Annotated in this window: 20 protein-coding genes; 11 read left to right on the top strand and 9 right to left on the bottom strand. The window is 66.8% G+C overall.

Features of this window, described 5'->3' with window-relative positions:
• The first annotated feature begins 7 nt into the window (after positions 1-7).
• From CYFUS_RS48135 to CYFUS_RS48125, 3 genes are read left to right on the top strand one after another with little or no spacing between them, the layout of a single operon-like run.
• A complete protein-coding gene (locus CYFUS_RS48135) occupies positions 8-496 on the top strand; it encodes an NUDIX hydrolase (RefSeq protein ID WP_095991364.1) in 489 nt (162 codons plus the stop codon).
• Between the two features lie 22 nt (positions 497-518).
• Positions 519-812 carry a hypothetical protein gene (locus CYFUS_RS48130; RefSeq protein WP_157759077.1) on the top strand — a complete coding sequence of 98 codons (294 nt, stop codon included), beginning with the start codon at positions 519-521 and terminating at the stop codon, positions 810-812.
• A gap of 18 nt (positions 813-830) precedes the next feature.
• Complete coding sequence (locus CYFUS_RS48125; protein ID WP_198316384.1) at positions 831-2690, top strand: OPT/YSL family transporter; 1860 nt, start codon at positions 831-833, stop codon at positions 2688-2690.
• Between the two features lie 46 nt (positions 2691-2736).
• Here CYFUS_RS48125 and CYFUS_RS48120 read toward each other — a convergent pair whose 3' ends face one another.
• Positions 2737-3342, bottom strand: a complete 606-nt coding sequence (locus CYFUS_RS48120) for a 2,3-bisphosphoglycerate-dependent phosphoglycerate mutase (RefSeq protein WP_002631760.1) — start codon at positions 3340-3342, stop codon at positions 2737-2739.
• 74 nt (positions 3343-3416) lie between these two features.
• Positions 3417-4034 carry an MBL fold metallo-hydrolase gene (locus CYFUS_RS48115; protein WP_095991362.1) on the bottom strand — a complete coding sequence of 206 codons (618 nt, stop codon included), beginning with the start codon at positions 4032-4034 and terminating at the stop codon, positions 3417-3419.
• 179 nt (positions 4035-4213) lie between these two features.
• Here CYFUS_RS48115 and CYFUS_RS48110 point away from each other — a divergent pair, with 179 nt between their 5' ends.
• The 3 genes from CYFUS_RS48110 (at position 4214) to CYFUS_RS48100 (ending at position 7393) form a co-directional block, all read left to right on the top strand.
• Positions 4214-5323 carry a glycoside hydrolase family 16 protein gene (locus CYFUS_RS48110; RefSeq protein ID WP_157759076.1) on the top strand — a complete coding sequence of 370 codons (1110 nt, stop codon included), beginning with the start codon at positions 4214-4216 and terminating at the stop codon, positions 5321-5323.
• Between the two features lie 137 nt (positions 5324-5460).
• Positions 5461-5649 (top strand): hypothetical protein, encoded by a 189-nt coding sequence (locus CYFUS_RS48105; protein ID WP_095991360.1) that lies wholly within the window; start codon positions 5461-5463, stop codon positions 5647-5649.
• Between the two features lie 100 nt (positions 5650-5749).
• Positions 5750-7393 (top strand): radical SAM/SPASM domain-containing protein, encoded by a 1644-nt coding sequence (locus tag CYFUS_RS48100; RefSeq protein WP_232537243.1) that lies wholly within the window; start codon positions 5750-5752, stop codon positions 7391-7393.
• A gap of 632 nt (positions 7394-8025) precedes the next feature.
• Here CYFUS_RS48100 and CYFUS_RS48090 read toward each other — a convergent pair.
• The 3 genes from CYFUS_RS48090 to CYFUS_RS48080 all read right to left on the bottom strand — a co-directional run bounded on the left by CYFUS_RS48090 (position 8026) and on the right by CYFUS_RS48080 (position 10217).
• Positions 8026-8454: a hypothetical protein gene (locus tag CYFUS_RS48090; protein ID WP_095991357.1), complete on the bottom strand. Its 429-nt coding sequence runs from the start codon at positions 8452-8454 to the stop codon at positions 8026-8028.
• Positions 8455-8574: 120 nt separating this feature from the next.
• On the bottom strand, positions 8575-8784 hold the full coding sequence (locus tag CYFUS_RS48085) for a hypothetical protein (protein ID WP_095991356.1): 210 nt from the start codon (positions 8782-8784) through the stop codon (positions 8575-8577).
• Positions 8785-8960: 176 nt separating this feature from the next.
• Entirely contained in the window at positions 8961-10217 is a 1257-nt protein-coding gene (locus CYFUS_RS48080) for an MFS transporter (protein ID WP_232537242.1), read from the bottom strand.
• 39 nt (positions 10218-10256) lie between these two features.
• Here CYFUS_RS48080 and CYFUS_RS48075 point away from each other — a divergent pair, with 39 nt between their 5' ends.
• A complete protein-coding gene (locus CYFUS_RS48075; protein WP_095991355.1) occupies positions 10257-10580 on the top strand; it encodes a LysR substrate-binding domain-containing protein in 324 nt (107 codons plus the stop codon).
• 20 nt (positions 10581-10600) lie between these two features.
• Here CYFUS_RS48075 and CYFUS_RS48070 read toward each other — a convergent pair whose 3' ends face one another.
• Positions 10601-12493 (bottom strand): fibronectin type III domain-containing protein, encoded by a 1893-nt coding sequence (locus CYFUS_RS48070; RefSeq protein WP_095991354.1) that lies wholly within the window; start codon positions 12491-12493, stop codon positions 10601-10603.
• Between the two features lie 425 nt (positions 12494-12918).
• Here CYFUS_RS48070 and CYFUS_RS48065 point away from each other — a divergent pair, with 425 nt between their 5' ends.
• From CYFUS_RS48065 to CYFUS_RS48055, 3 genes are all read left to right on the top strand, one after another.
• Positions 12919-13128, top strand: a complete 210-nt coding sequence (locus CYFUS_RS48065; RefSeq protein ID WP_095992663.1) for a hypothetical protein — start codon at positions 12919-12921, stop codon at positions 13126-13128.
• A complete protein-coding gene (locus CYFUS_RS48060) occupies positions 13125-13937 on the top strand; it encodes a hypothetical protein (protein WP_095991353.1) in 813 nt (270 codons plus the stop codon). The genes CYFUS_RS48065 and CYFUS_RS48060 overlap by 4 nt, the downstream gene beginning before the upstream one ends.
• Before the next feature lie 202 nt (positions 13938-14139).
• Positions 14140-14997, top strand: coding sequence for a ketopantoate reductase family protein (locus CYFUS_RS48055; RefSeq protein ID WP_095991352.1), 858 nt, complete (start codon positions 14140-14142; stop codon positions 14995-14997).
• Between the two features lie 23 nt (positions 14998-15020).
• Here CYFUS_RS48055 and CYFUS_RS48050 read toward each other — a convergent pair whose 3' ends face one another.
• Both CYFUS_RS48050 and CYFUS_RS48045 read right to left on the bottom strand, forming a co-directional pair.
• A complete protein-coding gene (locus tag CYFUS_RS48050) occupies positions 15021-15908 on the bottom strand; it encodes a LysR family transcriptional regulator (protein ID WP_095991351.1) in 888 nt (295 codons plus the stop codon).
• Between the two features lie 62 nt (positions 15909-15970).
• Positions 15971-16372 carry a VOC family protein gene (locus tag CYFUS_RS48045; protein ID WP_095991350.1) on the bottom strand — a complete coding sequence of 134 codons (402 nt, stop codon included), beginning with the start codon at positions 16370-16372 and terminating at the stop codon, positions 15971-15973.
• 94 nt (positions 16373-16466) lie between these two features.
• Between CYFUS_RS48045 and CYFUS_RS48040 the strand changes: the two genes are divergently transcribed.
• Complete coding sequence (locus CYFUS_RS48040; protein WP_095991349.1) at positions 16467-17171, top strand: helix-turn-helix transcriptional regulator; 705 nt, start codon at positions 16467-16469, stop codon at positions 17169-17171.
• A 2-nt stretch (positions 17172-17173) separates the two neighbouring features.
• On the opposite strand, the gene CYFUS_RS48035 is transcribed toward CYFUS_RS48040, so the two are convergent.
• Positions 17174-17716, bottom strand: coding sequence for a VOC family protein (locus tag CYFUS_RS48035; protein WP_095991348.1), 543 nt, complete (start codon positions 17714-17716; stop codon positions 17174-17176).
• Positions 17717-17960: the final 244 nt, after the last annotated feature.

Raw genomic sequence — 17960 nt, 5'->3', positions numbered from 1 at the left:
GTCGGGCATGCGCTACACGCCCATCATCGGAACGCTTGGCTACGTGATGTCTCCGGACGGCACGAAGGTGTTGCTCGTCCACCGCAACGCGCGCCCGGACGACGCGCACCTGGGCAAGTACAACGGCCTGGGGGGAAAGATGCAGGCGAACGAGGACGTCGTCGCGTGCATGCGGCGGGAGATCCGCGAGGAGGCGGGCATCGAGTGCACGCACCTCACGCTGCGCGGCACCATCAACTGGCCGGGCTTTGGTCCCAAGGGGGAGGACTGGCTGGGGTTCGTCTTCCGCATCGACCGCTTCGAGGGGACGCCAGCCGAGCGCAACGTGGAGGGCGAGCTGTCGTGGGTGCCGGTGAAGGACATCTTCCGCCTGCCCTTGTGGGATGGGGATCGGCACTTCCTGCCGCTGGTGTTCGACGAGGATCCGCGGGCGTTCCACGGGGTCATGCCGTATGAGAATGGACACGCGGTGGGTTGGTCCTTCTCCCGCATCTGAAGGTGTTGTTGGAATGTCGGGCATGAAAAGACTCGTGCTGCCGTGTCTGTGGGCGTGGGTGTCCGTGCTGGGGGGATGTGGAGACCGCCCCGTGGACGAGGAGCCCGTGTGTAGGGAGGGAAGGACGTTCGCGCGCCCGGCGGCGGGAGGGAACTGCGAGAACTACGCGTCCTCCTGCGATGTGCCCGCGGGCGCCGTGCTGTGCTGTGGGGGGTTCGTCTTTGGGGGCTGCCCCACGTCGAAGCGGTGTGTGGACGATCCCCTCGACGCGTGCGATCCGGGCCAGACGAGCGACTGTCCGGGGATCTGCCAGTAGGTTAGCCTCCGGGCCCCCATGGCCCGGCCCGTCATTCCGCCCTTCGAGTCCTCCCCCACTGGTATTCCCCAGGCACCGCCGTCGCTCCAACGTCCGCGCTACGGGTGGCTTCCACCTCCGGGCTCTTGGAAGTTCCACCTGCTGCTCAGCGCGGTGGCCATCTTCGTGCTGGGGCCGCTGGGAGGGATCGCCGCCTCGTACATGAACTTCAGCCTGGGCATCTTCGTGGGCGGGCAGGTGCTGGCGGGCATCCTCGGCAGCGCCGTCACCTACGGCTATGGCCCCGAGGGCAAGCACGGCGCCAACTACATCCAGACCATGGCGGCGTCGGTGGCCTCCATGTGCGCCATGGCGGTGCTCATCCAGGCCATGGTGTGGCTGGGCATGCCGCAGCCACCCGCCTGGCACCTGATGCTCTTCATGGGGTGTGTGGGCATGTTCGGCGTGGGCGTGGGGATGCTCTACACGCCGCTGCTCGTGGACCGGCTGCAACTGGACTTTCCGTCGGGCCACGCGGTGGCCAACATCCTGCGGGCGCTCACCGACAAGCGGCTGTTGAAGCGCTCCATCGCCAAGCTGGGGGGAGGCGCGGGCGCGGGCTCGTTGGTGGCCTGGCTCACCGAGCACGTGGCCGCGCTGGGAGCGGCCGGGCTGAGCGCGTCCACGGTGGGGGTGGGCCTGGTGGTGGGCAGCCGCATCACGGTGCCCGCCATGGTGGGGGGTCTCCTGGGCGCGGCCGCGACGCCGTGGCTGCGCGAGCATGGTTGGCTCAAGCCGGACGAGCCCTTCCGCAAGATTGGCTTCCTCGTGGGCCTGGCGATGATCTGCGGTGCGGCGGTGGTGGACCTGTCGCTGCTGGCGGTGCAGGCGGTGGAGCGGGTGCGCAACCGGGCGCGGCTGCCCGCGGACGAGGTGCCCGCGTGGAAGCAGGTGAACCTGCCCCGGCTGCTCGCGTGGGTCGCCTTCTGGGGCGTGGCGCTGGTCCTGGTGGCCACGCGGCTGCTCGGCCAGCCCCTGGGCTTCATCCTCTTCGGCATGGCGCTGTCGCTGCTCTTCGTGCTCATCAACGGCATCGCCTATGGCATGACGGATCAGAACCCCATCTCCAGCGCCTTCGTGGTGTCGGTGCTGCTCATGTCGCTCCTGGGGTTGAAGGAGCCGCTGGTGGGCCTGATGTCCGCGAGCATCCTGCTCATCTGCACCTCGGTGGGCAGTGACATGCAGCAGGACCGCTCCACGGGCTGGCGCCTGGGCACGGACCGCACCGTGCAGTTCCGCTACCAGGTGGTGGGCATCGTGATGGGCGCGGTGCTGTGCGTGGGGCTGGCGCGCGTGTTCATGAGCGCCTATCCGGTGCTCGCCATCAACCAGCTCGATGACCCGACGGCGCCCGTGGGGCAGTGGGGCTCGGCCATGACGTACAAGATCGTGGGCGCCATTCGCAGCCTGGGCACGCTGTCGGACTACACGGTGAAGGCGCTGCTGCTCGGCCTCGGAGTGGGCTTCCTCATCGAGGTGGCGCGCAAGCTGCTCAAGCGCAACGCGCGCTACACGCGCTTCGTCCAGGGTTCGCGCACGGGCTTCGCGGTGGGGTGGGTGATGGAAGCAGTGCTGCTGTCCAGCCCCTATGCCTCGTCCTTCGGAGGCTTCGTCAACCTGTCGGTGGCGCTGTGGTTCGGCGTGGGCGGCATCCTGTCCTCGCTCTGGAACACGCTGTCGCGGCGGACTGCGCCCAAGTCGTCCGGCGCTCCGGGCGAGGGCGAGGTGCTGCCCGAGGACATGAGCACGACGTCGCTGGTGGGCGGAGGCCTCATCGCCGGCGAGTCGCTCTACTTCCTCGTCCTCGGGCTCGCCGGCCTGGTGGCGCTGCTGGGCTGAGCCGGACGGAGGGGGCCCGCTCGGGGCCCCCGGCGCACCTGGGGACTCAGGCGTGCTTCTTGATGACCTCGCACTCCTTGGACATCTCGTAGACGAGCGGCACGCCGGTGGCGAGCTCCAGGCCGATCACCTGCTCACCGGTGAGCTTGTCGAGCTTCATCACGAGCGAGCGGTTGGAGTTGCCGTGGGCGACCACGAGCACGTTCTTGCCCAGGCGCAGGTCGCCGCTGATGCCGCGATCATAGAAGGGGAGCACGCGCTTGGCGGTCATCTCGAGGGACTCGCCATTGGGGGGCGGCACGTCGTAGGAGCGGCGCCAGATCTTGATCTGATCGTCGCCCCAGCGCTTGGCGGCGTCTTCCTTGTTGAGGCCCTGGAGGTCGCCGTAGTGGCGCTCGTTGAGGGCGGCGTCGCGGATGACGGGGACGCGCTGGCCGAGCGACTCCAGGATGATGGCGAGCGTCTCCTGGGCGCGGGTGAGGGCGGAGGTGTAGGCGACGTCGAACTTGATCCCCAGGCCCTGGAGGGACTGGGCGGCCTGCCGGGCCTCGGCGCGGCCCTTTTCGGTCAGGGGCACGTCCACGAAGCCGGTGAAGCGGTTCTCATGGTTCCACAGGGACTGTCCGTGTCGGACGAGGGCGAGGATGGGCATGTCCGCCCCCTACTTCAGGCGGGCCCGGCTGTAAACACCCCCTGGAGGGGCTGCTACGCTCGACTGAGGGCTGCTCATGGAGCGGCCGTGGCACCAGGTTGCGAGAGCTCCTCCAGGGCCGTGCGCCCGCCGCGGAACACCGGCCAACCATCGCCCACCAGCACCGCGTCGATGCGCGGCCCTCGTGCGAGCAGCTCGCGCACCGAAGCGCGGGCCTGGACGGGGTCCTTCAGCTTCGCTTCCGGCAGGAGGTTGAGCCGTCCGCCCATGTGGCCGCGAATCAGGTCCCCTGTCACCAACGTCGTGTCCTCGAGGAGCAGGGCCAGCTCGCCGGGGGTCTTGGAGCCGTGCAGCTCCACCGCCACCAGCCCGGGGACGAGCTCCTCGCCCGTGGACAGCCACCGGCCGCACGGGAGAGGAAAGGTCTCCGCTTCGGCTCGGGGGCCGGCCACCTTCGCGCCGAAGGCGGAGACCAGCTCGCGCGTGGTGCGGACGTGGTCCGAGTTGGTCACCACCACCCAGGCCACGCCTCCGAGCGAGCGCAGGTGCGCGGCATCGTGCGTGGACAGGGGGAGCGGGTCGATGACCACGTTGCCCTCGGGGCGTACCCACAGGACGCTGTGGAAGTCCAGGTTGCGCGCTTCGTCGAAGACGGACCAGCCGTAGAGCGCTTTGCGGTGCAGGGCTTTCATGGCGCTCGAGTCTACTCGGATGTGAGCACTCCACTGGAATATGAAGATGTAATTCGAGTAAAACAAGTATGAAATGATTTACATGTTGAGGATTGGGTTGTAGGGAAACGCTTTGTCTTGGGAGGTACGGCATGCATCACTCGCGACTTCTCCGTGGCGGTGGGGGTTCGAGCCCCTGGATGGCGGCGGTCTTGTGTCTCATCACGAGCGGAGGCTGTGGCGAGTCTCCACGGCCCGAGACCGAGGCCCACCTCGGCGGCGCTTCGCTCCTGATGGCCGAAGGGGAGCCGCCCGTGTTCGGCTCGGCCGATGCGCCCTCTGGCTACAGCCTGGTGTGGGGTGATGAGTTTGAAAACAGCACGGTGGACTCGTCCAAGTGGAACACGTTCGAGAACTCCAACTACGGCAGCGGCAACAAAGAAGATCAGTGCTACTTCGCTCGCAACGTGAGCGTCGGGGGGGGCACCCTGAAGATCACCGCGCGCCGCGAGACGGTGACCTGCGGCGCGACCAATCCCGATACCGGGACCCGGACCTACTACTTCACGTCCGGCTTCCTCACGACCCGGAACCAGGGGGGGCCGCTGAAGTTCAAGTTCCGGTATGGGTACACGGAGGCGCGCATCAAGATGCCCAAGGGAAACCCCTACTGGGGGGCCTTCTGGCTGGTCGGACCCGGCGACGACTCGACCCCGGGGGGGTGGCCTGCCTACGGTGAGTTCGACGTCACCGAGCTGCTCGGCGCGCGCCCAGACCTGACGCATGGGACCTTCCACTACGCGTGCACCGGTCGAGCGTCGTGCAACACGTCGTCCGCCGCGATGTACAACGTGCGGACGGGAGACTCCTACCAGGGCTCGAGCAACTTCGGCCCTCAGCTGACTCCGAGCAACTTCGTGGACGGTGAGACCAGCACGCGGTTCGTGCGCTACGGCTTCCTCTGGCAGCCCGATCGAATCACCTGGTACGTCGATGGAAGGCCGATGCGGTACCTGGATGCCGACGGGAATCTCTATCGCTACCGCCCGGACGGCTCCAAGGTGTTCGATCGGAGCTTGACCAGTGTCTTCCCGAACAACCCGCCCACGAGCCCGCTCTCGACTGTCTTTGCCTACGAGCACTCGATTCATCTCAACCTGGCCTTCGGCGGTGGCTTCCCTCGCTACTCCACGTATGGCTACACGGGCATCGAGACGGCGACCGGCTACAGCGACGGCAATCTGGCCGCGACGATCCCCGCGGCCATGGAGGTGGACTACGTGCGCGTGTTCCAGCTCCCAGGACAGTGACGCGCGGCCCTGAAGCGCTCACCGAAGGGCCAGTTGAACGGACACCCGGTCTTCCAGCTAAGCTGCCTCCTGTCCTGCCCCGGACGCGTGGCCGCGAGGGTGGGGCAGGTCACACGTCCACGCAGGAGGATGTCGACATGAAGAAGGAACTGGTGAGCTTCAATGCGGTGGTGAGGGACATCTCGTCGCTGCCGGAGCTGAGCGACGAGACGTTGGAGACGGTGGTGGGTGGGGCGGTCATTTCCCCCAACACCCCCAGCCTCCCCGGCACCTGTGCCACCGACAACGCGTGTGAGCCCAACTGCCGCTGCAACTACCTGGCCTGACGGACCCGAGGCAGGTGCGGCATCCCAGGCGCCGAGGCGTGGGCGGGTGCTCCCCTCGGCGCCTTTTTCTTCATACCGCGTGCGCGCGGAGGAACCCCCCATGTCGACTGATCAGCCAAGAACTGGAGCGCGAGGACTCGAGGACATGGTGAAGCTCGAGCCCTTCGAGGTGCCCTCCGCTCCCTTCCTGCCCGCGGGGCTCGCGCCCCTGCGGCTCACGGCCCGGGAACTCGAGGGCCGCGGGACGCTGCGCACCAGCAGCTACACCATCTACGTGGACCTGCCTGGCAACGCCGACGAGATGCTGCTCGTCCAGGCCTATACCGGGGCCTATGATCTGGCCTCCAAGCGGGTGGCCACCTACCTGCGCTCGCTCGAGGCCCGCCAGGCGCCCAATCCGCTCTACGGCACCTGGACGCCCGAGCCCGTCATCGAGGGAGAGGTGAGCCGGCCCTCGGACGAGACGATCGAGGCGCTCAAGAAGCGCGGCTACCTCGTCACGCTCACGCCCGAGGAGGAGGAGTCGCTCTTCGCCCGGCTGAGCGCCAAGCATCATCTGGCCACCCTGCGCAACGCGCCCAACTACGTCGTGATGCCGACGTACGAGTGCAACCTGCGCTGTCCCTATTGCTTCCAGGATCACATGCGCACGGACGCGCGCAACTCGCACCTGCTGCGGGTCATGGACCGTTCCATGGTGGACCGCATCCTGGCGGGCATGAGCACCATCGAGGCGGCCCACGGGCTCAAGGCGGACGCGGACCTGACGCGCACCCTCACCTTCTTCGGTGGCGAGCCGTTGCTGGCCCGGAGCCGGCCCATCATCCAATACTTCATGGAGCGCATGCGTGCCCGGGGCCGGGTGCGCCTCAATGCCATCACCAACGCCACGGAGCTGGATGCCTACGCGGACCTGCTGGGAGCGGAGGGAATCGCCTCCATCCAGGTGACGCTGGATGGGATTCCAGAGGAGCACGACCGCCGGCGCATCTACCCGGATGGCTCCGGCTCGTTCGCGCGCATCGCGCGCAACATCACCCTGGCGCTCGAGCGGGGCGTGGCGGTGAGCGTGCGGATGAACATCGACCGCGGCAACATCGAACAACTGCCCGCGCTCGCCGAGGTGTTCGAGGCCCACGGCTGGAGCCGCGAGGCGCGCTTCTCGCCCTATGTCGCGCCCATCCACGAGGGCAATGCCAGCGTGGACGCCAAGAGTACCTTCACGAGCTGGCAGCTCACCCAGGCCATGGAGGAGTTGCGCCAGCGTCACCCGGCCGTGAGCGCGATTGGCCTCATGGACGACTCGCTCCAGTTCAAGGCGCGGCAGATCTTCGATCAAAAGGCCCAGAGCACGGGCTTCAGCACGGCGTTCTGTGGGGCCCACACGACCATGTATGTCTTCGATGCCTTCGGGGACATCTATGCCTGTTGGGAGCGCACCGGGGACACCCGCCAGCGCATCGGCCATGTTACCCCAGCGGGAGAGGTGCTCATGAGCCGCCTGCACCTGCATGCCTGGCGGGGGCGCAACGTGGTGTCCAACCCCGTGTGCCGCAAGTGCCGCTACGCCACCTCCTGTGGCGGAGGCTGCGCGGTGATGGCCGAGGGCGCCACCGGCACGCTCTACAAGAACTTCTGTGATGGCTATGCCCAGCGCTTCCGGGCGAAGGTGGCCCAGGCCTACCAGGAGCACGTGAGTGGCTCCGGGCCGGGGCTCGACGTCTCTCGCCTGTGCGAGACCTGAGCGGCACCTCGGTGGGTCACACGCCCGCGCTCCCGGCGTCCTCTACGAATTGCCTGACACACCTTCCCCCGGACACCGCGCCGCCGGCCGTGTGAGCCGCGCTGCGCCTCTACACGCAGGCGGTCACTGTCCCGGCAGTCGATCGGCCCAGCCGCTAGTCGTCGTAGAAATACCCTCCGCGGCCACCCCGGCCACCTCGTCCACCCCGGCCACCTCGTCCACCCCGGCCACCTCGTCCACCCCGGCCACCTCGGCCACCTCGTCCACCCCCCCACGAGCCACCGGCGACCTGTTCCAGGGCCTCATCCGAGAGGCTTTGGATTGTCTCCGTGTTCGGGTCGAGCTTCTTCGGGTCCATCTCGTTCTCGTTCATGATCCTGCTCCTTTCAGAGGACGCCGCCGAAATTGGCTGCACTTCAGATCTAGAAACCGCGAACAAGACAATCCAGTGAGGGGTCAACTGGTAAGGGCTTGTTCGAGGGGAAAGCCGGGATGGGAACGAGGAGGGGAAAGGGGTGAAGCGCGCAGGGGGAAGGGGTGAAGCAGGGCAAGAACAAGAGGGGAAGGAGCCGACGTCCTGATGGCGGCCCGGACACACGCATACCCGGAGAGATTCCCCTACGAGTTGTCCCCTACGAGTTGTCTGACACTTCTCCCGCCAGGAGCGGTCCGACGAGCAACCCCTCCGCTGTCTGGGGTTCGCCGAGGCTTCGGCTCTGCCCGGTTCCCTTGTAGGGGTACACGAGGAACAGCGAGGCGGAGTGGGTCTCGACCTGGACGCCCATGCCGGACTGGCTTCCGGATTCGAGCGTGGTGACGAGCGCGATCGCCCCGATGTCGCCCGAGCCGATGCGGCGCTCGAGATGCGCGAGGGTGGCATCGAGCAGCTCGTCCCAGGAGGCGCGTGGCAGTTGGTCCCGGGGAAAATAGGTTCTTGGATTGTCGCCCGCCGGGTCGAGGGTCAGCCCGAATGGGAGCACGGTGCCCTGCTTGCGAAGCAGGAGCATTCCCGCTTCCCTGGCCACGTACAGCGTCTTCTCCAGTAGCTCCTGGTCGTTCATCGTCCAGGAAGGATGCCTTCGAGCCGTGTCAGGGCGCCATCCGGAAACACATCGGGATGGTCGGTATTGGAGAACACGCGGGAGTCGGGCTCCCGCGGCTCGGCGCGGCGCGGACTCGTTCTAGTGCTTGGTGCTCTTGGCGGAGTGCTGAGCGGGCGGGGGGGTGGTGCCCGTCTCGGTGCCCTCCGCTGGCTTGTTCTCGCTCTTGGGGGCCTTCTTGGCGTGCGCGGCGTGCTTGGCCGGCTGCGCGGCGGGAGCATCCGCGGCCATCACGGCGCTGCCCATCATCAACGTTCCCACCACCATCAGCTTCGAGATCGCGTTCTTCATGGCTGCTGCTCCTCCATCCCGGCGAGGTTGCCGGGGTGATGCCTGGAGACAGAGCATGGGCCATGCCAACGCGCTTCCCTCGGAGGAGCACGGGGCGGCGGGAGCGGATGGGGGCGAGATGCCCTGTCGCGGGGCGGAATGCCCCCAGGTTGGCGCCCAAAGAAACCGGCTCCGCGCTAGGGCCGTCCTCCGCTCGCGTGCGCGAGTCCTCCGGGGACCGTCGTCGCGCGCGCCGCGGGCCGCAGGCGCTCCCACGCGAAGGCGAGCAGCAGGAACATCGCACCCACCGCGCAGACGCCACGCCACGCGAAATGCTCCCATGCGGCCGTGCTGAGCCAGGAGCCGCACGCTCCGCCGACGTAATAGAAGACTTTGTAGATGGTATTGAGCCGTGTCTGTGCTGCCGGGTGGATGCGGTAGAGGTCGGTCTGATTCGAGACCGTCGCCGTCTGCGCGCCGAGATCCAGCAGGAGCACGCCGGCGATGAGCCCCGTCCACGTGGCGCCCAGGCCCGCGAACACCATCCAGGCGAGCAGCATCAGCAGGATGCTTCCCCGCACGAGCCGCCGGGCACCGATGCGCTCCACGTTGCGGCCGGTCAGGTTGGCGGCGAGCGCCCCGGCCGCGCCGATCAGGCCGAACATGCCCGCTGTCTCCGGGCCCATCCGGAAGGTATCGCTTTCCAGGTAGAAGGCGAGCGAGGCCCAGAACGCCGAGAGCGCGGCGTACATCAGCGCGCCGGTCAGGGCGATCGCGCGCAGCTCGGGCAGGTCGCGAAAGAGACCCCACACCGAGTGGAGCAGTCGCGGATACGACAGGCGCGTGGGCGACTCGTAGCGTGGCAGCCCGAGCCGCAGCAGCACCGCGAGTGCGAACATGGTACCGGAGGCCACGAAGAACACGCCGCGCCAACCCAGGTGCGCGCCCACGAAGCCCGAGAGGGTGCGCGACACGAGCACGCCGATCAGCGCCGCGCTCAGGACCGTGCCGAGGTTGCGGCCGCGTTCCGCGGGAGGGCTCAACACCGCCACGAAGGGGATCAGGATCTGCACCAGCACCGCGGTGAGGCCGATTCCGAGGCACGCCGCGAGAAAGAGCGGGAACGTGGGGGCGAGGCCCGCGGCGAGCAGCGCGAGTCCGGCGGAAACGAGCAGCACCACCAGCAGCCCGCGCTTCTCGAGCACGTCGCCGAGCGGGGTGAGGAAGAGCAGGCCGGCCACGTAGCCGAGCTGACTGAGCATCGGGATGGTGCCGGTGCTCGACGCCGACTGCTGGAAGGACTGGGCGATCTCCCCGAGCAGCGGCTGGGAGTAGTAGATGTTGCCCACCGCGAAGACGGTCGCCGCGGTGAGCGTCCAGAGCAGCCGACGGCTCATGTCGGCCGGAACGGTGCTCGTTCCGACGGCAGTGGAGGCGGTGGCGGTCGTGTCCATGCGGAAGAGGTAGCGGTTCTCCGCGCATATTTCCAATATATGCTTTGTCTGCGATCCGTCTCGTACAGCGCGTTCCACGAGCGCTGCCGGCAGGCCGATGTCGAGCTCGTGGTGCGTCAATACACGCGCAATGTCGCCACGCAGGTGTGGCTGGTCTCCGCGGGCCTCGGTATCGCCCCTCTGCCCAACGTGCCCGATCTCGAGAACCACCCGGGTGTCACGCTCGTCGGCCTGCCGCGTGATGCACCGGTGGGAGAGATTGTCCTCGCCTGGCGTCGCTCGGACACCTCTCCCGCCTTGCAGCGCTTCATCGCCGTCGCGAAGGCGTCATTCGGGCCGCCACGGGGCGACCCGGGGAACTGACGCTCACCGCGCTCCTCGGCTCAGTGCGTATAGGTGTAGTGGGGCGAGTCGTACTGGGGGCCGGACTTCTCGTAGGTGAACCAGTACTCGAGCCGGCTGCCCGTGCTCAGGCCCGCCACGTCCTGCGTCCAGGTTCCGTTGGCGAGCGCCATCCGGAGGTTCTGCTGGCCGCCGCCATTGAGCGTGTAGTGCACGTCCACGTAGAGGGCGGAGGTGGTGGGCTTGAAGGAGATTCTCGCCTGGGTGCTGGAGGTCCGGGTGACGTTGGCGGTGTAGTCGGCCGTCGTGTGGCCGCCATCGTTGCCCGCGGCGCTGGTGGTGGCGCTGACGGTGTTGCTCGCCGCGGAGGTGTTGCCGGCGGCGTCGCGCGCCTTGATGGAGAAGGAGTACGTGGTGCTGGCCGACAGGCCGCTCACGGTGAAGGTGGTGGCCGAGCTGGAGCCCACCAGCGTCGAGCCCCGATAGATGTCGTAGCCCGCGACGCCGACGTTGTCCGTGGACGCCGTCCAGGACAGCGTCACGCTGCTGCTCGTCGTGGACGAGACCTTCAGGGAGGACGGCGTGGAGGGGGCCTGGGTGTCCGTCGGGTTCGTGCCGCCATTCACCACGGAGCCGGTGAAGGGATTGAAGCGGTGGATGGCGAGGATGAGCCAGCCGGTGCTCGACACGCAGTTCTCCTGCGCCATGCGCCAGTAGTTGTTGCTGGTGCCCTTGAGGGAGTAGGGGACGCCGCCGAGCAGCGAGCCGCTCGTGCCCTGCTTCTTGATGATCTCGTCGATGATGGAGTCGGCCTTGGTCGTGTTGCCATTCATGTGGTGGGCGACCGACATGAAGGCCGAGCCCTCGAACCAGATGTCCGCGCACCGGTCGCCGTTGTAGTTGCCGTTCTGATCATTGGCCCGGGCGCAGTCGTACTGCCAGTCGAAGTCGTAGGCGGTGATGGTGGTGTTCTCGTACGGCAGGGTGTGCACGTACCGGGGATCCGCGACGGTGCCAACGCCCCGGGCGTTGTCGACGGAGGCGAGCGAGGCCTTGTAGTCCCGGGTGCCCGACAAGCCGAGCGCGAGGATGCCCCAGGGATTGACGTCCAGGGGAACGTTCGTGTCCAGCAGGCCGGTGTTGTTCTTCCACCCGCCGTAGAAGCGCTTCGTGGTGTCGTTCCACATCACGTTGTCGAGGAACTGCTTCACGCCCTGGGCGGCGTCGTTGTACGCCGAGGTGCGGTCGGAGAACTTGCCCGCGTAGTAGCGGTAGAGGTTGTAGACGTCCTCGTTGTGCTCGGTGGAGCTCCAGACCTCGTCCGTCCAGACGCCCTGGATGTCCCAGGTGGTGCGTCCGCCGGAGATGGCGCCGTTGGGCTTCTTGAACGTGAGCATCCATTCCAACGCCTTCCGGGCGGGGGTCCGGTAGGTGGTGGAGCCGTAGAGCTTCTCGTGGGTCATGAAGGCCATGGTGACCCAGGCCACCGGGCCCACGTGCTTGCGCAGCTCCTCGCCGTAGCCATTCCACCAGTAGGAGTTGATCCACGAGCCATCCGGATCCTGGATGGCGACGAGCTTGTCGAGCACCTTCTCGGCGCGTACGCGGTCGCCCTTGGCCATGAAGGCGATGGCGGCCACGGCCTGATCGTAGGTGTAGACGATCTGCTTGCGCTCGGTGGTGTTCCACCAGTCATCGAAGCTGTCGACGAGACCGCTCAGGGCGCTCCCGTTCGTCAGATCCTGCTGTGCCTTGAGCCACTGATACGCTCGGTCGGAGGCCAGCGCACGCTCCGTTGCACCCAGCCCCTGGGTGGACTCGGTGGCTGAGCCGGTCTCCTCCTCCATGCCGGGGCTGGGGCCCACTCCACAGCCGAGGGAAAACGCCAGCGTGCCCGCGATCAACTTCCGGACGGGGACGAGATTTCGAAACATGGACACCCTCACCTTGGATGGGGCTGGCTGGAGCCGACCCGTTCATGATGACAGAGAGCCGAGCCAGAAATAACGGGTTAAATGGCGATGGCGGATTTTTCTATTTTTTCTCGGAGGGAAATCTTCTAGACACCGGCGCAGGTCGCACTGGGCCCCATCGAGTCGTCCGCCGCATTCTGGACCTTCTGGATCAAGGTCGAGGTGCTCGCATCGGCACCTCCGCCACGGTGTGGATGCCCGGGATGGGGGTCAGTTTTGCTGTCACTCTACAAGCCTGGAGGCGCTACGTTCACCGGCAACTCTCCCCATGAATAAACGTATGTATACGATTCAAGTCAGTATGGTCGGTGGAGGAGCGGGAAGCAGTGGTACTGCCCGGAGGCATGCATGAAGCAACTCGCCTTGCGCAGGCGGAGACCAGTCCTGTGCGATTCGAAGCCATGGACACCGCGGTTGATTGGGTCAGGCGACATCGAACCAAGATCCTGGCCGGTACAGTCATCATCATTGCCGGCGTCGCCTTCATCGCCGTGGTCGGCGCTTCAGGTGGGGCTGCGCTCGTCTTCGTACCGGTCGTGCTGGTGGCTTCCTCGGACAACCCCTTGGGGTTCGAGCTGATGCCGGAGACACCGTGACGATCTCCAAGCTGCTCTCCGCATCGGACGCACTGGTTGCCGACCAATGGCAGAAGCTCCAGCCGCCCGGCGACTCCACGGCATACCGTCTCCTGAAAGAGGCGGGCTTCTTCATCTGGCGAACAGGCCAGCTCTATCGTTTCGAGGACTATCTCGTACGCCCCTCAGCGGACCGTGCTGTCGATGTGAGAACCTCCTGGCGTGGCGAGAATGGCGAGGAGGCCAGCGAGGCCTGGCAGACGCTCGCTCGAATTCGAGACACCTTGCAATCCGCGGAGAAGAAGAATCTCATCCAGGTCGCCAGGGCTCAGCTCGAATTCATTGCTTCAACAGGCCAATGCGAGGAATTTCACGACTACCTGAAGACCTTCTACCGTAATCCTCCTCCAGTCATCGCCCGATTCGACACGCGTGACGAGGCGGAGACCTGGTTGAGGAACCTCCCCGAGCCGCCCAGCAGCGCATATATCCTGGTGGGGAATGAATATCTGGAGGTCTTCTATTCTCGCGAGAGGGGCGTGCGTGCCCTCCGGCGCGATTACGCTCTAGAACGATTCATCGAGGCTGTCGCGTCACGCGGGTTGCCTGCCCCGGCGGCTTCGTTCGACACCCATGCGGAGGCAGCGGCCTGGTGGAAGAATCATCCTGCTCCACCTTTGTCGGTCTTCGTGCGGATCGCGGGCGAACTCCACTTCGCGGTGTTTCACAAGAAGATCGATTACCGTTCGCTACACCCCATCTCCATCTTGGAAGACTGGCGGAGAGAGCAGGAGAGAATCGCAGAGCAAGAGAAGACGCGGAGCAGGTGATTGTCCATACTGGAAAGTCTTGGAAGGTCATGGGTCTGCCTCGTTGACGAGGCAGGCACGTCGTTTTTCATTTCCGGAAAACGGTTGTCCGGCATTCGCCGCTGTTTTGCGTGCGTCGCCCGACCATGATTCCGTCATGTCCTCCCCAGCTGCTTCGTTCTCCTCTCCCTCCTCGCCGCCATCGTCGACGACGGCACGGCCGATGCCGCAACGGATCGCGGTGCTCGGCGCCGGTGCGATCGGCACCGCCTTCGCCTACCAACTCGCGCAGGCGGGCCATGCGGTCACCGTCGTCGCCCGTGGCGTGCGCCTCGCGCGGTTGCGAAGCGACGACGGTATCGTCCTCGTCGACGGCCGCCGCGCCGCCATCACCCTCGCCACGACGCTGCCTCCGACGGAGGACTTCGACCTCGTGCTCGTCACCGTGCTCTCGCCCCAGGTGCCGGCGGTGCTGCCCGACCTGGTCGCGAGCGCCGCGCGCCGGGTGATGTTCATGTTCAATACCTTCGAGTCCATCGCACCGCTGCGCGACGCCGTAGGTGCCGACCGCTTCACCTTCGGCTTTCCCGGCGGCGTGTTCTCGCTGATCAAGGATGGACGCATCGAGCATCAAGTGCGCCCCGGCACCACGGTCATCGCGGCCGAAGATGCCGCGCTCTTCAGCGCTGCCGGCATCCCCACCGTGACCACGCCCGACATGCACGCCTGGCTGCGCTCGCACGCGGCCCTCGTCGTCGGATTGATGTCGGTGGGTTGTCGGGCCGTCGCTACCGGCCGTGGCATCACGTGGGCGGAGGCCCGCACCGCGGCGCTGGCAACCCGGCAGGCGTATGACCTCGTGCGCGACCTTGGCCATCCGATCCTTCCGTCGAGCCTCCGCGTCGCCAGCGCGCTACCCAGGGTTCTGTGGGCGCTCACCTTCTGGCTCGGCAGTCGCGCGAAGATCCTTCGAGATCTCGGCGCGCTCGGGCCCCAGGAATCGCGGATGTTGATCGATCAGATGGTCGCCGCGGCGCCACCCACGAAGGCGCTCGATGCGCTGCGCGCCATCCGGCTTTGAGCGAGAAGGGCACCCTCCCATGCTCAGGTCCGCATGGCGCGGAACGCGGACTCCAAGGCATCGAGCACGAGCCGGATGCGCTTCACGTTGCGCAGCTCGCGATGATAGGCGAGATACGCCGAGACCCAGGGAGGCTCACCCTCGGTCTCGAGTCGCACCAGCTCCGAGCCCGGCGGCACCTGCATCACGCCCAATATCATGATGCCCAGACCCAGCTCCGCGGCCTCCCTCATGGCGAAATAGGAGTTGCTCCGGAACACGAACCGCTTCGCGCCCTGCTCGATCAACCATTGCACTTGCGGCATCTTGTCGTGGGAGGTCTCGAAGCCGATGAAGTCATGGCGGGCCATATCCTGGCGCTTGAGCCGACCATCGCGGACGCGGCGCTCGACATACGACCGCGCGGCGTAGAGTCCGAGCTGGGCCCGGCCGATCAGGCGTTGGACGAGCACCGGAGATGCCGAACGGGCCATGCGGATGCCGATGTCCGCCTCGCGCCGGGAGAGGTCGGCCATGCGCGCCTCGGAGCTGACCTCGAAGAGCAAGGCCGGATGTTTCTGTCTCAGGGTCGCGAGCACCTGGGTGACCGGTATGATCAAGCCATCGGACAGCGACAGCCGCACGGTGCCGCTGGCTGTCGCGTCGCCTTCATCGCGCCGCACGGACTGCAAGCCGAGCTCGAGCTGCTCGGCGAGGTTGACGAGCTCGAGTGCCTCTGGCTCCACGGAGGTGCCCGCGCTCGAGCGATGCACCAACGGTCGGTCCAGGGCCTGCTCGAGGGCCTCGATCCTCCGGGCAGTGGTCGAGGTGGAGATGCCGAGCGCGCGGCCCGCGGCCAGGAAGCTGCGGTGGCGGTGCACCGCGAGCAGCACCCGCAGATCATCCCATGACGGCTCGTATTTGGTTTCCATGGATGGAAATGAGATTACCAGACGTGTCCATTCTCGGGAAACCCAGAGCGTATTGGCTCTGCCTATCGATTGAACTTCGCGATCGCTTCCTTCGTGACCGGCGTGAAGAAGTTCACCAGGGTGCCGTCGGGATCGCGGAACAGCAGCGATCTGTTGCCCCACGGCATGGTGGTGGGCTCCTGGACCAGCGCACCCCCGATGACGTCCTTCAGCCTCCGGAACGATTCGTCGACGTCGTCGACACGGAACTCGATGATGGCGGTGTGGTTGTCGGCGGGCCGGGCGATATCGCCGCCGAACAACTGGAGCGTGCGCGTGCTGCCGATCGCAAGGGTGCAGGCTGGCGTGATCAGCTCCGCGAAATCCTCGGTGTATCGGGTCGCCCGCAGGCCGGAGAGCCGCTCGTAGAAGCGGACCAGGCGCTCGAGGTCTGCGGTGATCAGGCGGATCGAGACGAAGTTCATGGGTGTCCTCCTTCGGTGGGTCGGCCACCGAGGTGACCGTGCCCCGGCTTGTAACGAGCGGCTGCTGCCAGCATGCTGTCAGCAGCAAACCGCCATGCGCCGCGCCGACCGCCTGTTCCAGCTCATCCAGATCCTCCGGCGCTCCAGCCGCCCGGTGACGGCGGACGCTCTCGCCGCGGAGCTGGAGGTGTCCAAGCGCTCCATCTACCGCGACGTCGCGGACCTCATCGGACAGCGGGTGCCGATCCGCGGTGAGGCGGGGATTGGCTACGTGCTCGAGCGCGACTTCGACATGCCGCCGCTGATGCTCACGCCCGATGAGCTCGAGGCGGCGGTGCTTGGCGCTCAGTGGGTCGCCGAGCGAGGCGACGCCGCGCTCGCGAGCGCAGCGCGAGACCTCGTCGCCAAGATCGCCGCGGTCGTGCCGGAGCGGCTGCGCCCGTTCATTGCCGAGCCAACCATCGGGGCCCCGCTGCCCCTGGGTGTCGCCGTGGATGGGCTGGACATGGCCCGCACCCGCGCGTGGATTCGCAGCGGGCGGAAGATCCGCATCCGCTATCGGGATGACCAGGGCCGGGAGAGCGAGCGGACGATCTGGCCCGTCATCATCGGCTATGCCGAGGCGGTGCGGCTGCTCGCCGCCTGGTGCGAGCTTCGCTCGACCTTCCGGCACTTTCGAACCGACCGCATCCTCGCCGCCGAGTTCCGCGACGAGCGTCACGGCGTGTCTCCGGACGACCTGCGGGCGCGATGGCGGCGCCACTTCGAGGCCGAGCGCGGCGTCCGCCTGCCTGGCTGAAGCTAGCGGAACGTGTTGTTCGAGTCTCGGTGACCCGCGAGCCAGCGCTTCAGTTCGCCGTGGGCCTGGGCGCGGCGGCTCCGTGTCGCCTCGGGCGTCACGGCCTCCGGATTGTCCCACGTGAACTCCACGAGCATCCCGTTGGGGTCCTGCACGTAGAGCGACCGGCAGTAGCCATGCTCCAGCACGTACATTCCGGGCTCGGAATGCCCGGCGGCCCGCAGGCGCTGTTCGATGCCGTCCTGGGTCTCCCGATCCACGTTCAGCGCGATGTGATGGAACGGGGTGGGGGGCAGCTTCGGTCCGAAAAGCTCTTGATCCGATGGCTTCTCGAATTGAAAGAACGCGAGCGCGCTTCCATCTCCGAGTTCGAAGAACGTATGGCAATAGGTGCGCACGGCGCCGAAAAGCTCATCCGCCTCGCACCAGGTCGCCACGAGTGGCAGGCCAATCAAGTCTTCATAGAACTTCCGTGTCGCCTCGAGGTCCCGGGTCACATAGGCCGTGTGGTGAAGCCTGCTCGGATGTCTCGCTTGGAGGGTCATGGGTCTTCTCTCTCGTGCGTCTTGTGCGCGTCACGAGCACTGGCTCCTTGGGGGGTAGCGAGGAGTCATGCGGTGACTCACGGGTACCCTGAGCAGCTTGTGTGCCAGCTCCGATACGGGCCTCTCCGAGGGGCGTGGGCCTTGGATCCTGCCGGCATGTGTCCGCTGACGCGTCCGCTGACGTGTCCACTACACTCCGCTGGACGTCCAGGGGCCGGACCCCACCGCCGTGGCGCGCGAGCCG

It is taken from the genome of Cystobacter fuscus (assembly GCF_002305875.1).
GTDB classification, from domain to species: Bacteria; Myxococcota; Myxococcia; order Myxococcales; family Myxococcaceae; genus Cystobacter; species Cystobacter fuscus_A.
Note: the sequence above shows the minus strand (reverse complement) of the source record. Positions and strands in the feature narration are given on the sequence as shown.

Excerpts from the sequence above, each read along its gene's own strand:
- CYFUS_RS48055 (WP_095991352.1), top strand. The coding sequence starts at position 14,140 with ATGCCGCAACGGATCGCGGTGCTCGGCGCCGGTGCGATCGGCACCGCC.
- CYFUS_RS48090 (WP_095991357.1), bottom strand. The coding sequence starts at position 8,454 with ATGAACGACCAGGAGCTACTGGAGAAGACGCTGTACGTGGCCAGGGAA.
- CYFUS_RS48085 (WP_095991356.1), bottom strand. The coding sequence starts at position 8,784 with ATGAAGAACGCGATCTCGAAGCTGATGGTGGTGGGAACGTTGATGATG.
- CYFUS_RS48135 (WP_095991364.1), top strand. The coding sequence starts at position 8 with ATGCGCTACACGCCCATCATCGGAACGCTTGGCTACGTGATGTCTCCG.
- CYFUS_RS48075 (WP_095991355.1), top strand. The coding sequence starts at position 10,257 with ATGCTTTGTCTGCGATCCGTCTCGTACAGCGCGTTCCACGAGCGCTGC.
- CYFUS_RS48040 (WP_095991349.1), top strand. The coding sequence starts at position 16,467 with ATGCGCCGCGCCGACCGCCTGTTCCAGCTCATCCAGATCCTCCGGCGC.
- CYFUS_RS48045 (WP_095991350.1), bottom strand. The coding sequence starts at position 16,372 with ATGAACTTCGTCTCGATCCGCCTGATCACCGCAGACCTCGAGCGCCTG.
- CYFUS_RS48100 (WP_232537243.1), top strand. The coding sequence starts at position 5,750 with ATGTCGACTGATCAGCCAAGAACTGGAGCGCGAGGACTCGAGGACATG.
- CYFUS_RS48080 (WP_232537242.1), bottom strand. The coding sequence starts at position 10,217 with ATGGACACGACCGCCACCGCCTCCACTGCCGTCGGAACGAGCACCGTT.
- CYFUS_RS48130 (WP_157759077.1), top strand. The coding sequence starts at position 519 with ATGAAAAGACTCGTGCTGCCGTGTCTGTGGGCGTGGGTGTCCGTGCTG.
- CYFUS_RS48120 (WP_002631760.1), bottom strand. The coding sequence starts at position 3,342 with ATGCCCATCCTCGCCCTCGTCCGACACGGACAGTCCCTGTGGAACCAT.
- CYFUS_RS48105 (WP_095991360.1), top strand. The coding sequence starts at position 5,461 with ATGAAGAAGGAACTGGTGAGCTTCAATGCGGTGGTGAGGGACATCTCG.
- CYFUS_RS48035 (WP_095991348.1), bottom strand. The coding sequence starts at position 17,716 with ATGACCCTCCAAGCGAGACATCCGAGCAGGCTTCACCACACGGCCTAT.
- CYFUS_RS48110 (WP_157759076.1), top strand. The coding sequence starts at position 4,214 with ATGGCGGCGGTCTTGTGTCTCATCACGAGCGGAGGCTGTGGCGAGTCT.
- CYFUS_RS48070 (WP_095991354.1), bottom strand. The coding sequence starts at position 12,493 with ATGTTTCGAAATCTCGTCCCCGTCCGGAAGTTGATCGCGGGCACGCTG.
- CYFUS_RS48050 (WP_095991351.1), bottom strand. The coding sequence starts at position 15,908 with ATGGAAACCAAATACGAGCCGTCATGGGATGATCTGCGGGTGCTGCTC.
- CYFUS_RS48115 (WP_095991362.1), bottom strand. The coding sequence starts at position 4,034 with ATGAAAGCCCTGCACCGCAAAGCGCTCTACGGCTGGTCCGTCTTCGAC.
- CYFUS_RS48125 (WP_198316384.1), top strand. The coding sequence starts at position 831 with ATGGCCCGGCCCGTCATTCCGCCCTTCGAGTCCTCCCCCACTGGTATT.